The organism is Pseudomonas sp. R15(2017) (assembly GCF_002112685.1).
Classification (GTDB): domain Bacteria; phylum Pseudomonadota; class Gammaproteobacteria; order Pseudomonadales; family Pseudomonadaceae; genus Aquipseudomonas; species Aquipseudomonas glycinae.
The window spans coordinates 167,858-181,451 of the sequence record NZ_NEII01000009.1; the positions used below are offsets into that span (position 1 = coordinate 167,858).

The 13,594-nt window shown below is 60.1% G+C and carries 11 protein-coding genes; all 11 read right to left on the reverse strand.

Annotation, left to right across the window (positions count from 1 at the left end; all coding sequences use genetic code 11):
• Positions 1 to 41: 41 nt before the first annotated feature.
• The gene (locus tag CAF77_RS19420; RefSeq protein WP_064383390.1) at positions 42 to 281 is read right to left on the reverse strand and encodes a LapA family protein; all 240 of its coding nucleotides are present in this window, start codon (positions 279 to 281) and stop codon (positions 42 to 44) included.
• A gap of 27 nt (positions 282 to 308) precedes the next feature.
• A complete protein-coding gene (ihfB, locus tag CAF77_RS19425; protein ID WP_003189779.1) occupies positions 309 to 605 on the reverse strand; it encodes an integration host factor subunit beta in 297 nt (98 codons plus the stop codon).
• 147 nt (positions 606 to 752) lie between these two features.
• Positions 753 to 1,031 carry a hypothetical protein gene (locus CAF77_RS19430; RefSeq protein ID WP_064383392.1) on the reverse strand — a complete coding sequence of 93 codons (279 nt, stop codon included), beginning with the start codon at positions 1,029 to 1,031 and terminating at the stop codon, positions 753 to 755.
• Between the two features lie 202 nt (positions 1,032 to 1,233).
• Complete coding sequence (gene rpsA / locus CAF77_RS19435) at positions 1,234 to 2,919, reverse strand: 30S ribosomal protein S1 (RefSeq protein ID WP_039770554.1); 1,686 nt, start codon at positions 2,917 to 2,919, stop codon at positions 1,234 to 1,236.
• Between the two features lie 119 nt (positions 2,920 to 3,038).
• Positions 3,039 to 3,728: a (d)CMP kinase gene (gene cmk / locus CAF77_RS19440; protein WP_007973641.1), complete on the reverse strand. Its 690-nt coding sequence runs from the start codon at positions 3,726 to 3,728 to the stop codon at positions 3,039 to 3,041.
• Positions 3,725 to 5,932 (reverse strand): bifunctional prephenate dehydrogenase/3-phosphoshikimate 1-carboxyvinyltransferase, encoded by a 2,208-nt coding sequence (locus CAF77_RS19445; RefSeq protein ID WP_064384155.1) that lies wholly within the window; start codon positions 5,930 to 5,932, stop codon positions 3,725 to 3,727. Before CAF77_RS19445 ends, cmk begins: the two co-directional genes overlap by 4 nt.
• A 28-nt stretch (positions 5,933 to 5,960) precedes the next feature.
• Positions 5,961 to 7,073: a histidinol-phosphate transaminase gene (hisC, locus tag CAF77_RS19450; RefSeq protein ID WP_064383393.1), complete on the reverse strand. Its 1,113-nt coding sequence runs from the start codon at positions 7,071 to 7,073 to the stop codon at positions 5,961 to 5,963.
• Positions 7,074 to 7,085: 12 nt separating this feature from the next.
• Positions 7,086 to 8,180 (reverse strand): prephenate dehydratase, encoded by a 1,095-nt coding sequence (gene pheA / locus CAF77_RS19455; RefSeq protein ID WP_007950913.1) that lies wholly within the window; start codon positions 8,178 to 8,180, stop codon positions 7,086 to 7,088.
• On the reverse strand, positions 8,180 to 9,265 hold the full coding sequence (gene serC / locus CAF77_RS19460) for a 3-phosphoserine/phosphohydroxythreonine transaminase (RefSeq protein ID WP_064383394.1): 1,086 nt from the start codon (positions 9,263 to 9,265) through the stop codon (positions 8,180 to 8,182). The genes pheA and serC overlap by 1 nt, the downstream gene beginning before the upstream one ends.
• Before the next feature lie 64 nt (positions 9,266 to 9,329).
• On the reverse strand, positions 9,330 to 11,993 hold the full coding sequence (gene gyrA, locus CAF77_RS19465) for a DNA gyrase subunit A (protein ID WP_064383396.1): 2,664 nt from the start codon (positions 11,991 to 11,993) through the stop codon (positions 9,330 to 9,332).
• A gap of 439 nt (positions 11,994 to 12,432) precedes the next feature.
• Entirely contained in the window at positions 12,433 to 13,509 is a 1,077-nt protein-coding gene (gene mtnA / locus CAF77_RS19470) for an S-methyl-5-thioribose-1-phosphate isomerase (protein WP_011335374.1), read from the reverse strand.
• Between the last annotated feature and the right edge of the window lie 85 nt (positions 13,510 to 13,594).

Below are 13,594 nucleotides of genomic sequence, written 5' to 3' on the forward strand. Positions count from 1 at the left end.
CTGTGGCTAAAGTTTAGTTCGCCTTTCCTTCAATGTCGCAATCAGACCAGACGCTTGGGTGAAGCTCTGGACGAACGTCTCAGAAACCAGCCAAAAAACGGCCCGATCAGCATACCCACCAGCAATGCACCAACCGTAATCACTGATACCGGAAGTTGCGGCCCTGCCCAACCAAGAAACAACAGGGAGACCGATTGCTGATTTTCGAGAACGAACGCAAGGATCGCCAATACAAGCAATAAAATTAATACGGAAAGCAAAATGCGCTTGAGATTACTCATGAGCGGCTCCTCGCGTAACGGTGACCGTCAAACCCCCTCCTCCTCTTCTTCATTCACGCGATCACGCAACTCTTTGCCTGGCTTGAAATGCGGAACAAACTTGCCGTCAAGACTGACAGACTGGCCGGTCTTTGGGTTACGACCGACTCGCGGCGCGCGATAATGCAAGGAAAAGCTGCCAAAACCACGGATCTCGATACGATCCCCCGTGGCCAGACACTGGGACATTTGCTCAAGCATAGTCTTGATGGCCAACTCCACATCTTTGGATGAGAGCAGCCCTTGATGGGTGACAATTCGTTCGATCAACTCCGACTTCGTCATATTTTTCCCTTCTTTTTCAAGCAGCTAGGTCAGCGCTTGAAAGGTTTTAGCACGCCCGGAAGATTTTGAACAGCCCAGGGCTTGACATATCTTCCAACTCGCCACAACGCCCGTTTTCAGGGCATCGAATTACAGCCTGGCCAGCGCTCACCGACAGATCACCAACATGGTGCGAGTCACGTAGCCGGCAGGATTGAAGCCGAAGGGAAACTCATCGTCATCCCGAGCATCATCAGAACGCGTGATCACCTTGTAACCTGCCCCCTTGCATTCCTTGGCGGCGCGCTTCTGACACCGCTCCCAACCGGAACCCAAGCCGGAGCAGTCAACCTCAATGCCACTCACTCCGCGCACCGCATGGGTCTTGGCGCTGGTAGTACATCCCGCCAAGACCAACATACCCACCAGAACTATAAACTTGTTCATTCACATCCTTATGCCAGGCGCCTGCCCGACTACTGCGATCTTCAGCCTAAGCCTAGACGCGAATAGACGATTGATCCGATTAAAGAAACAGACCTCCCGGCCAAGGAAATGGTTTCACCGATTGACCAGAAAGCAGCCCCCACCAAATCGCAGGCACAAAAAAGGGCGACCGAAGTCGCCCTTTTTCATGATCAGACAGAACTCAGTTCTGTTTGGCCATTGCTTGACGCAGCAGTGCCGCCATAGTGGTGTCAGCTGCTTCGCCTTCCGGAGCTGCTTTCAGGCTCTGGATGGCTTCTTTCTCTTCAGCATCGTCTTTCGATTTGATCGACAGCTGAATTACGCGGCTCTTACGATCAACGCTGATGATCTTGGCTTCTACTTGCTGGCCTTCTTTCAGAACGTTGCGCGCGTCTTCAACGCGGTCACGGCTGATTTCGGAGGCTTTCAGAGTCGCTTCGATGTCGTCGGCCAGAACGATGATGGCGCCTTTGGCGTCAACTTCTTTCACGGTGCCAGTAACGATTGCGCCTTTGTCGTTAACCGAGACGTACTCGGAGAACGGATCGCTTTCCAGTTGCTTGATACCCAGGGAGATACGCTCACGCTCCGGGTCAACCGACAGGATAACGGTGTCCAGCTCGTCGCCCTTCTTGAAACGACGTACGGCTTCTTCGCCCACTTCGTTCCAGGAGATGTCGGACAGGTGAACCAGACCGTCGATGCCGCCGTCCAGACCAATGAAGATACCGAAATCGGTGATCGACTTGATGGTGCCGGAGATCTTGTCGCCCTTGTTGAACTGGCCAGAGAAGTCTTCCCATGGGTTCGACTTGCACTGCTTGATGCCCAGGGAGATACGACGACGCTCTTCGTCGATGTCCAGAACCATGACTTCCACTTCGTCGCCGACTTGTACGACTTTCGAAGGGTGGATGTTCTTGTTGGTCCAGTCCATTTCCGAAACGTGTACCAGACCTTCAACGCCTTCTTCCAGCTCAGCGAAGCAGCCGTAGTCGGTCAGGTTGGTTACACGAGCGGTAACACGAGTGCCTTCTGGGTAACGGGCTTTGATAGCAACCCATGGATCTTCGCCCAGCTGTTTCAGGCCCAGGGAAACACGGTTGCGTTCGCGATCGTATTTCAGAACCTTGACATCGATTTCGTCACCAACGTTGACGATCTCGGAAGGATGCTTGATGCGCTTCCAGGCCATGTCGGTGATGTGCAGCAGGCCGTCCACGCCACCCAGATCGACGAATGCGCCGTAATCGGTGAGGTTTTTGACGATACCTTTGACTTGCTGGCCTTCCTGCAGGGATTCCAGCAGAGCTTCACGCTCGGCGGAGTTCTCGGCTTCCAGGACGCTGCGACGGGAAACGACAACGTTGTTGCGCTTCTGGTCCAGCTTGATGACCTTGAATTCCAGCTCTTTGCCTTCCAGGTGCGTGGTGTCGCGCACTGGACGGACGTCAACCAGGGAACCTGGCAGGAACGCACGGATGCCGTTAACGTCGACAGTGAAGCCGCCTTTAACCTTACCGTTGATAACGCCCTTGACCACTTCCTCGGCTGCGAAGGCTGCTTCCAGAACGATCCAGCATTCAGCGCGCTTGGCTTTTTCACGGGACAGCTTGGTTTCACCGAAACCGTCTTCAACCGAGTCCAGCGCAACGTGAACTTCGTCACCGACGTTGATGTTCAGTTCGCCAGCGTCGTTGTAGAACTGCTCCAGCGGGATCAGTGCTTCGGACTTCAGGCCAGCGTGAACGGTTACCCAGCGAGCCTGGTAATCGATATCAACGATAACACCGGTGATGATGGAGCCTGCCTGAAGGTTCAGGGTCTTTAGGCTTTCTTCAAAGAGTTCCGCAAAGCTTTCGCTCATTTTAATTCCTGTTGATTAGGGCGAAAAATACGCCCATCTCCACATCCCAGACAATGTGGGTTAGTTTCATTTAAAAGAAGCGTCACAGGACTATGACTGGTCCCCTGCGGCCTTCTTGGTCACCCGGCGATATCGCGAATGGCGATCTCACTCATGATGCGTTCAAGCACCTGATCGATGGACAACTCCGTGGAATCCAGCTGTATCGCGTCGGCCGCCGGCTTGAGCGGGGCCACCGCTCGCTGGGTGTCACGCTCGTCGCGCGCACGGATCTCATCTAGCAGACTCGACAGACTAACACCCTCGACTTTGCCCTTCAACTGCAAATATCGGCGGCGTGCCCGCTCCTCGGCACTGGCGGTCAGGAAAATCTTCAGTGGCGCATCGGGAAACACCACCGTGCCCATGTCGCGACCATCGGCCACCAGACCCGGCGCTTCCTGAAATGCACGCTGACGCTGCAGCAGCGCCTCGCGCACGGCGGGCAATGCAGCCACCTGCGAAGCGCCGGAACCGACGCTTTCAGTGCGGATGACATCGCTGACTTCGTCACCTTCCAGAATGATGCGTTGCAACTGACCGTCGGTCGCCGCGATGAACTGCACATCCAGATGAGCGGCCAGTTTCTTCAGTAACTCTTCATTGGTCAGGTCCACACCATGGTTGTGCGCCGCGAACGCCAGCAGGCGATACAACGCACCGGAGTCCAGCAGGTTCCAGCCAAGACGCTTGGCCAGAATCCCGGCTACGGTGCCTTTGCCCGAGCCGCTTGGCCCGTCGATGGTGATGACCGGTGCAATGTTGTTCACGACTGAGCCTCTTGCGCCACACGAATACCGACCTGCGCGCACAGCGCCAGGAAGTTCGGGAACGATGTCGCGACGTTGGCGCAGTCATGGATGCGGATCGGTGCCGTGGCGCGCAGCGAGGCCACGCTGAAAGCCATCGCGATACGGTGATCGCCATGACCATGCACTTCGCCGCCGCCGATCTGGCCGCCGTCGATGATGATGCCGTCCGGGGTCGGTTCACACTTGACGCCCAGCGCCAGCAAACCGTCCGCCATGACCTGGATACGGTCAGACTCCTTGACCCGCAGCTCTTCGGCGCCGGTCAGCACGGTGCGCCCTTCAGCACAGGCCGCGGCCACGAACAGCACCGGGAATTCGTCGATGGCCAGTGGCACCAGCGCTTCCGGAATCTCGATACCTTTGAGTTTAGCTGCCCGTACACGAAGATCCGCTACCGGCTCGCCACCCACTTCACGCTGGTTTTCCAGAGTGATGTCGGCGCCCATCAGACGCAGGATGTCGATCACGCCGGTACGGGTCGGGTTGATGCCGACGTGTTCGAGCACCAGCTCCGAACCTTCGGCGATCGACGCAGCCACCAGGAAAAACGCCGACGACGAGATGTCGCCCGGCACTTCGATGTGGGTCGCGGTCAGCTTGCCACCGGACTCAACCGATGCCGTGGCACCGTCAACGCTCACCGGATAGCCGAAGCCGCGCAGCATGCGCTCGGTGTGGTCACGGGTCGGTGCCGGCTCGGTGACGGTGGTCCTGCCTTCGGCGTACAGGCCCGCCAGCAGCAGGCAGGATTTAACCTGGGCGCTGGCCATCGGCATGGTGTAGGTCAGGCCTTTGAGCTTGTGACCGCCACGAATGGTCATCGGTGGACGACCGTCGGCAGCGGTTTCGATCACGGCGCCCATTTCCCGCAGCGGGTTGGCGACGCGATTCATCGGACGCTTGGACAGCGACGCATCACCGGTCAGGGTGCTGTCGAAGTCCTGCGCGGCCAGCAGGCCGGACAGCAGGCGCATCGAAGTACCGGAGTTGCCCAGATAGATCGGGCCCGGCGCAGGCTTCAGGCCGTGCAGGCCGACACCATGGATGGTCACGCGGCCGTGATGCGGGCCTTCGATGACCACGCCCATATCACGGAACGCCTGCAAGGTCGCCAGGGCGTCTTCGCCCTCGAGGAAGCCTTCGACTTCGGTGACGCCTTCAGCCAGAGAACCGAGCATGATCGAACGGTGGGAAATCGATTTGTCACCCGGTACGCGAATCCGACCGGACAGGCGGCCACCAGGTTGAGCCAGGAAAATCAGATCGTTGGAATTCATAGCGTCCACATAGGCCCTGCGGGCCAGGATTTTACTGAAATGCTCGCGGGCAACCCGGGCGCGCGTGAAGACGCCCAACAATTGGTGCCCATCCCCTGCATCGACCGCGTCGCGCAAAGCGTCGAGGTCGCTGCGAAATGTATCGAGTGTGCGCAGGACAGCCTCGCGGTTGGCGAGAAAGATGTCATGCCACATGACCGGGTCGCTTCCGGCGATTCTTGTGAAATCACGGAAACCGCCCGCAGCGTAACGGAAGATCTCAAGGTTTTCATTGCGCTTGGCCAGCGAATCGACCAGACCGAAGGCCAGCAGGTGCGGCAGATGACTGGTCGCGGCCAGCACTTCATCGTGACGCTCGACCTGCATGTGCTCGACGTCGGCGCCCAGCTCGCGCCACAAGCGATCAACCACGGCCAGGGCGGCCGGATCGGTCTGCTCCAGCGGGGTCAGAATCACTTTATGACGACGGAACAGCTCCGAATTGGAGGCTTCCACCCCGCTCTGCTCGGAGCCGGCAATCGGATGCCCAGGCACGAAACGCGCCGGCATGCCGCCGAACGCTTCGGTCGCCGCACGCACCACATTACCCTTGGCACTGCCGACATCCGTCAGGATCGCCTGCCCCAGGTCCATGCCGGCCAGACGGGCCAGGACTTTTTCCATGGCCAGGATCGGCACCGCCAACTGGATCACGTCCGCGCCCTGGCAAGCCGCCACCAGGTCGTCTTCGCAACGATCCACCACGCCCAACTCGACCGCCAGCTTGCGCGATTGCGGATCGAGATCAACCCCGACCACCTCGCGGCACACACCGCTTTCACGCAAGCCTTTGGCAAACGAACCACCGATCAACCCCAGACCGACCACCACCAGGCGCCCGATCATAGGTGCAGCAGATTGCAGCGCAGTGACATCACCCACGAGCCAGAACCTTGCGCAGCGCTTCGAGGAAGCGGCTGTTTTCCGCCGGCAGACCGATGGTCACCCGCAGATGGTTCGGCATGCCGTAGTTGGCCACCGGACGCACGATCACGCCTTCGCGCAGCAGGCCCTGGAACACCGGAGCCGCCACCTGACCAAGGTCGACGCAGATAAAGTTGCCCTTGGACGGAATCCAGCTCAGACCCAACTCGCGAAAACCCGCTTCCAGCTGTTGCATGCCGGACTCGTTGAGCTGACGGCTCTGCGCCAGATATTCCTCGTCCTTCAGCGCCGCACACGCCGCGGCCAAGGCCAGGCTGTTGACGTTGAACGGCTGGCGTACGCGGTTCAGCACGTCCGCCACCACTGGCGTGGACAAGCCGTAGCCAACACGCAGCGACGCCAGACCATAAGCCTTGGAGAAGGTGCGCGAAACCAGCAGGTTCGGATAAGCCGCGAGGAAATCCAGGCCATCCGGTAGATCGCTGCCTTCGGCGTATTCGATGTAGGCCTCGTCCAGCACCACCAGCACGTGCTCCGGCACATCCTGAAGGAACTCGTCCAGCGCTTCGGCGCCGAACCAGGTGCCGGTCGGGTTGTTCGGGTTGGCGATGAACACGACACGAGTGTTGGCGTCGATGGCGGCCAGCATCGCCGGCAGGTCATGCCCCCAATCCTTGGCCGGAACGACTTTGGCCTGCGCACCGACCGCCTGGGTCGCGATCGGGTAAACCGCGAACGCGTGCTCGCTGAACACCGCATTCAGGCCCGGCGCCAGATAGGCGCGCGCCACCAGCTCAAGAATGTCGTTGGAACCGTTGCCCAAAGTCACTTGGTTCAGCTCGACACGGCACTGCTCGGCCAGCAGGGATTTCAGGGCAAAGCCATTGCCGTCCGGATAACGGGTCAACTCATCCAGCGCTTCGCGGATTGCGACCAGCGCTTTCGGGCTGGCGCCCAGCGGGTTTTCGTTGCTCGCCAGTTTGACGATACTTGCCGGATCCAGGTCCAGCTCGCGGGCCAGTTCGTCCACGGGCTTGCCCGGCACGTATGGCGAAAGTTGCTGCACGCCCGGCTGTGCCAGAGCGAGGAAGTTGCCACTCATTGCTACCACCCCTTAAAGAACTGCTTTCGGGTAGGAACCCAGCACCTTGAGTGCTACTGCTTCCTGACTGATCTTTTCCAGTACACCTTTGATCAGCGGATCACGGTGATGACCGACGAAGTCGATGAAGAACACGTAGGTCCATTTGCCGCTGCGCGACGGACGGGTTTCGATCCGGGTCAGGTCGATCCCGTTGTCATGGAACGGTACCAGCAGCTCGTGGAGCGCGCCGGGCTTGTTGCTCATGGACACGATGATCGAAGTCTTGTCGTCGCCGGTCGGCGGCACTTCCTGGTTACCGATCATCAGGAAGCGCGTGGAGTTGTCCGGGCGATCCTCGATCTTCTCGGCCAGACGGGTCAGGCCATAGAGCCCGGCCGCCATGTCACCGGCGATCGCCGCCGAGTTCCATTCGCCCTTGACCCGCTTGGCCGCCTCGGCGTTGCTGGAAACCGCCACGCGCTCGACATTCGGATAATGGGCGTCCAGCCATTTGCGGCACTGGGCCAGCGACTGGGCGTGGGAATAGATACGGCTGATGCTGTCGGTCTTGGTGTTTTCACCGACCAGCAGGTGGTGGTGAATGCGCAGCTCGACTTCGCCGCAGATCACCATGTCGTGCTCGAGGAAGCTGTCGAGGGTGTGGTTGACCGCGCCTTCAGTGGAGTTTTCCACCGGCACCACGCCAAAATTCACCGCACCGGCTGCCACTTCACGGAACACTTCGTCGATCGCCGCCATCGGCTTGCTGATCACCGCGTGACCGAAGTGCTTCATGGCCGCCGCCTGGGTGAAGGTGCCTTCCGGACCGAGATAAGCCACTTTCAGCGGGTTCTCGAGGGCCAGACACGAAGACATGATTTCGCGGAACAAGCGCGCCATCTCTTCGTTGCCCAGCGGCCCCTTGTTGCGCTCCATCACGCGCTTGAGGACCTGCGCCTCACGCTCGGGACGGTAGAACACCGGCTGCTCGCCTTCGGCCAGACTGGCCATCTTGACCCGGGCAACTTCTTCGGCGCAGCGCGCGCGATCGCTGATCAGCTGGAGAATCTTCTCATCCAGGTTATCAATGCGAACGCGCAGCGCCTTGAGCTCCTGCTCGGACATCAGGAATGCTCCTTCTCGAATTCAGCCATGTAGCCGACCAGCGCTTCGACGGCGTCCAGACCCAGGGCGTTGTAGATCGATGCACGCATGCCGCCGACCGAACGATGACCCTTGAGGTTGAGCAGGCCACGGGCGTCGGCGCCGGCCAGGAACGCCTTGTCCAGACGCTCGTCAGCCAGACGGAACGGCACGTTCATCCACGAGCGGGCGTTGGTGCTGATCGGATTGGTATAGAAGTCGCTGTTGTCGATGAAGCCGTACAGGCGATCTTTCTTCGCCTTGTTGCGCTGCTCCATCGCGGCAACGCCGCCCTGCTCCTTCAGCCACTCGAAGACGAGACCCGAGAGGTACCAGGAATAGGTGGCCGGGGTGTTGTACATCGAACCGTTATCGGCCGAAATCTTGTAGTCAAGCATGGTCGGGCACGAACTGCGAGCACGACCGAGCAGGTCTTCACGGACGATCACCACCACCAGACCGCTCGGGCCGATGTTCTTCTGCGCGCCGGCGTAGATCAGGCCGTACTGCGACACATCGATCGGGCGCGAGAGGATATCGGAGGACATGTCGACCACCAGCGGAACGTCACCGGCCTCGGGAACCCAGTCAAACTGCAGGCCGCCGATGGTTTCGTTGGACGCATAGTGCAGATAGGCCGCACCCGGGGTCAAATTCCACTCATTCTGGCCAGGGATGGCCAGGTAGTCATAAGGCTTGGCGCTGGCAGCAACGTTGATGTTGCCGAAGCGACGCGCTTCCTCGATGGCTTTCTTCGACCAGATGCCGGTTTCGACATAGTCGGCAGTGCCGTTCTCGGGCAGCAGGTTCAGCGGAATCTCGGCGAACTGTTGGCTCGCACCGCCCTGCAGGAACAGCACTTTGTAATTGGAGGGGATGGACAGCAGGTCGCGCAGGTCTTGTTCGGCCTTCTCGGCGATGGCCACGTAGTCATCACTGCGATGGCTCATTTCCATGACCGACAGACCCTTGCCGTGCCAGTCGAGCATCTCGGACTGGGCACGCAACAGGACAGCTTCAGGCAGCGCAGCGGGACCTGCGCAGAAGTTAAAGGCTCGTTTGCTCACATCCACTCTCGCTTTGCAATCACGGTAGCGGACAGAGCAAACACTCTGCCCTGCTACGATTTGGTTAGTCTTGCGACTCTTCTTCGCCTGCGGCGTCCGCCTGCAGGTTGTCGACCGCATCGTCCGGTTCGGCGCCGATCACGCCATCTTCCAGTTCGACACCTTCTTCACCTTCAAGCGCTTCACCCTCGACTTCCGACGGCTCCTGAACCCGCTCCAGACCGACCAGGGTTTCATCCTTGGCCAGTTTGATCAGGGTCACGCCCTGGGTGTTACGACCCAGGCTGGAGACTTCGTCGACACGGGTACGCACCAGCGTGCCCTGGTCGGAAATCAGCATGATCTCCTCGCCGTCGAGCACCTGAACCGCACCGACCAGACGGCCGTTACGCTCGTTGCTGACCATGGCGATCACGCCCTGGCCGCCACGCTTGTACTCAGGGAACTCGGTGATCGCGGTGCGCTTGCCATAACCACGCTCGGAAGCGGTGAGGATCTGGCTGCCTTCTTCCGGGATCAGCATCGAAATCAGCTTCTGCCCTTCCGGCAGACGCATGCCGCGCACACCACGGGCGGTACGGCCCATGGCACGAACGTCGGATTCCTTGAAGCGGGTCACCTTGCCGCCGTCGGAGAACAGCATCACTTCACGCTCGCCATCGGTAATCGCTGCGGAGATCAACACGTCGCCTTCGTCCAGCTCCAGCGCGATCAGACCGACGCTGCGCTGACGACTGAAGGATTCCAGCGGAGTCTTCTTCACGGTGCCGTTGGCGGTGGCCATGAAGATGTAGTGACCTTCGGTGTATTCCTCGACCGGCAGCATGGTGGTGATGTATTCACCGTCATCCAGCGGCAGCAGGTTGACCAGCGGACGACCACGGGCGGCGCGGGACGCTTCCGGAATTTCGTAGGTTTTCAGCCAGTACACCTTGCCCTTGCTGGAGAACAGCAGCAGCGTAGTGTGGCTGTTGGCGACCAGCAGGTGAGCGATGTAGTCCTCATCCTTCACGCCGGTAGCCGATTTGCCTTTACCGCCACGACGCTGGGCCTGGTACGCAGCCAGCGGCTGGGTCTTGGCATAGCCACCGTGGGAGATGGTCACAACGCGCTCTTCTTCCGGGATCATGTCGCCCAGGGTCAGGTCGAGACGGGCATCGAGGATTTCGGTGCGGCGCACGTCGCCGTATTCGGCGCGGATCACTTCCAGCTCTTCGCGGATCACTTCCATCAGGCGCACGGCGCTGTTGAGGATGCGGATCAGCTCGCCGATCTGGTTGAGGATCTCTTGATACTCGGCCAGCAGCTTTTCGTGTTCCAGACCGGTCAGGCGGTGCAGACGCAGCTCCAGAATGGCTTGCGCCTGCTCTGGCGACAGGAAGTACTTGCCGTCGCGCAGACCGTATTGCGGATCGAGGTTTTCCGGACGGCACGAATCGGCACCGGCACGCTCCACCATCGCCACCACGGCAGTGGATTCCCACGGCGTGCTGACCAGCGCTTCCTTGGCTTCCGACGGGGTCGGCGAAGCCTTGATCAGGGCGATCACCGGGTCGATGTTCGACAGGGCAACGGCCTGACCTTCGAGGATGTGACCACGCTCGCGCGCCTTGCGCAGTTCGAACACGGTACGGCGGGTCACCACTTCGCGACGGTGACGGACGAAGGCTTCCAGCAGGTCCTTGAGGTTCAGGATCCGCGGACGGCCGTCGATCAGCGCAACGATGTTGATGCCGAATACCGATTGCAGCTGGGTCTGGGCATAGAGGTTGTTGAGGATCACCTCAGGCACTTCGCCGCGACGCAGTTCGATCACCACGCGCATACCGTCCTTGTCGGACTCGTCGCGCAGCTCGGTGATGCCTTCGAGTTTCTTCTCTTTTACCAGCTCGGCGATCTTCTCGATCAGACGCGCCTTGTTCAGCTGGTAAGGGAGTTCGGTGATAACGATCTGCTGACGGCCACCGACCTTGTCGATGTCTTCGATGATCGAGCGGGCGCGCATGTAAATGCGGCCACGGCCGGTGCGGTAGGCTTCGATGATGCCGGCGCGACCGTTGATGATCGCGGCAGTCGGGAAGTCCGGACCGGGAATGTATTGCATCAGCTCATCGACGGTCAGCTCGGGATTGTCGATGAGGGCCAGGCAACCGTCGATGACTTCACCGAGGTTGTGCGGCGGAATGTTGGTCGCCATGCCCACGGCGATACCGCTGGAACCGTTGACCAGCAGGTTCGGTACGCGGGTCGGCATGACCGCCGGGATCAGTTCGGTGCCGTCGTAGTTCGGCACCCAGTCCACGGTTTCCTTGTGCAGGTCCGCCAGCAGCTCGTGCGCCAGCTTGGTCATGCGCACTTCGGTGTATCGCATGGCCGCGGCGTTGTCGCCGTCCACCGAACCGAAGTTGCCCTGGCCGTCGACCAGCAGGTAACGCAGGGAGAAAGGCTGCGCCATGCGGACGATGGTGTCGTACACCGCGGTATCACCGTGCGGGTGATACTTACCGATCACGTCACCGACGACACGGGCAGATTTCTTGTACGGCTTGTTGAAGTCGTTGCCCAGCTCGCTCATCGCGAACAGCACGCGACGGTGCACGGGCTTCAAGCCATCGCGCGCATCCGGCAGTGCACGGCCGACGATCACGCTCATCGCGTAGTCGAGGTAGGACTGTTTCAGCTCGTCTTCGATATTGACCGGGAGGATTTCTTTGGCCAGTTCGCCCATGAGAAGCCTGATTCCTTTTTCTGGTGAAACTTCGCCATATCCATAGGGGACGCACGAAGCTCGTCGATGCAGGCCGAGTGCCATGCGCCGACTTACGACAAATCGACAAGTTGACCCTGGATTTGCGCAGTGAAGACAACCCCGTGGGACTGCCTCGGAAAACGCCGGATGTTATCACAAGAGCCGCCACGCACCTATCCCCCAGATGCGCATGGAGCATAGTTAGTTGACCGATGACAGGCTTAACGGGGACGAGAGAGGCTCAGAGCTTCCCTGAATGCGAATTTGAGGTCAGGTTTGGGGATGTTTATTGACAATAATGGCCTCATCGCTGGCAAGTCGAGTCGTCGCACCGCAGCTCCCACAAGATCGGCGGCGTGCACAAAACCTGTGGGAGCTGGCTTGCCAGCGATAGCGTCCGAACAGACGCCAGCGTCAATCAATGCAGGCGCTTGCGGCACATCAACTGGGCCATTTTCGCGGTGTCCGGGCGCTCGACGATGCCTTTCTCGGTGACGATTGCATCGATCAGGTCCGCCGGCGTTACGTCAAATACCGGATTGAACGCCTCGACATCCGCCCCGACACGCTTGCCGCCAACCTCCAGCAACTCGGCGCCGTCGCGCTCTTCGATAGGGATGTCATCCCCGCTGGCCAGATTCATGTCGATGGTCGAACTCGGCGCTACCACCATGAAGCGCACGCCGTGGTGCATGGCGTTGACCGCCAGTTGATAGGTGCCGATCTTGTTCGCCACGTCGCCGTTGGCGGTGATCCGGTCGGCGCCGACGATCACCCAGGTCACGCCTTTGGTCTTCATGATGTGCGCAGCGGCGGAGTCGGCGTTCAGGGTCACCGGAATGCCTTCGTTGGCCAGCTCCCACGCGGTCAGCCGCGAGCCTTGCAGCCACGGCCGGGTTTCGTCGGCGTAGACACGCTCGACCATGCCCTCGATGAACGCTGCGCGAATCACTCCGAGCGCCGTGCCAAAACCGCCAGTGGCCAGGGCGCCGGTGTTGCAGTGCGTCAGAATCGCCTGGGCATTGCCCTGATGCTTGCGGATCAGGTCGACGCCAAGTTGAGCCATGGTCAGGTTGGCTTCGCGATCACTTTCATGAATGGCGATGGCTTCGGCTTCCAGCGCCGCCAACGGATCGGCGTTTTCCTTCAAGCGATCCAGGCGGTCGTGCATGCGGTTCAACGCCCAGAACAGGTTGACCGCTGTCGGACGAGAGTCGGCCAGCAGCATGAAATCCTCTTCCAGCGCCGCGTACCAGTCGCCACCTTCGGCAATCCGGGCACGGGCCGCCAGCACGATGCCGTATGCGGCACTGATACCGATGGCTGGCGCACCGCGCACCACCATCGAGCGGATTGCCTCGGCCACGCCGGCGGCGCTGGTGTAGGCGATCCAGTTTTCCTCGAACGGCAAAACGCGCTGATCCAGCAGGTGGAGCGCGCCATCACGCCAATCGATGGCCTTTACTTTCTCCGCAGCCAACAGTCGATCGCGCATCCCTCACCCCGCACTCATGAACAAAAGCCGGCGATTATAGCGATCCCCCCGCGAAGACGCTCGGGTATACTTCGCCATCCTTTAC

What these genes read in the sequence shown, in the direction of transcription:
- CAF77_RS19420 (WP_064383390.1), bottom strand. Translation starts at nt 281, where the DNA reads ATGAGTAATCTCAAGCGCATTTTGCTTTCCGTATTAATTTTATTGCTT.
- ihfB (WP_003189779.1), bottom strand. Translation starts at nt 605, where the DNA reads ATGACGAAGTCGGAGTTGATCGAACGAATTGTCACCCATCAAGGGCTG.
- CAF77_RS19430 (WP_064383392.1), bottom strand. Translation starts at nt 1,031, where the DNA reads ATGAACAAGTTTATAGTTCTGGTGGGTATGTTGGTCTTGGCGGGATGT.
- rpsA (WP_039770554.1), bottom strand. Translation starts at nt 2,919, where the DNA reads ATGAGCGAAAGCTTTGCGGAACTCTTTGAAGAAAGCCTAAAGACCCTG.
- CAF77_RS19445 (WP_064384155.1), bottom strand. Translation starts at nt 5,932, where the DNA reads ATGATCGGGCGCCTGGTGGTGGTCGGTCTGGGGTTGATCGGTGGTTCG.
- hisC (WP_064383393.1), bottom strand. Translation starts at nt 7,073, where the DNA reads ATGAGTGGCAACTTCCTCGCTCTGGCACAGCCGGGCGTGCAGCAACTT.
- pheA (WP_007950913.1), bottom strand. Translation starts at nt 8,180, where the DNA reads ATGTCCGAGCAGGAGCTCAAGGCGCTGCGCGTTCGCATTGATAACCTG.
- gyrA (WP_064383396.1), bottom strand. Translation starts at nt 11,993, where the DNA reads ATGGGCGAACTGGCCAAAGAAATCCTCCCGGTCAATATCGAAGACGAG.
- mtnA (WP_011335374.1), bottom strand. Translation starts at nt 13,509, where the DNA reads ATGCGCGATCGACTGTTGGCTGCGGAGAAAGTAAAGGCCATCGATTGG.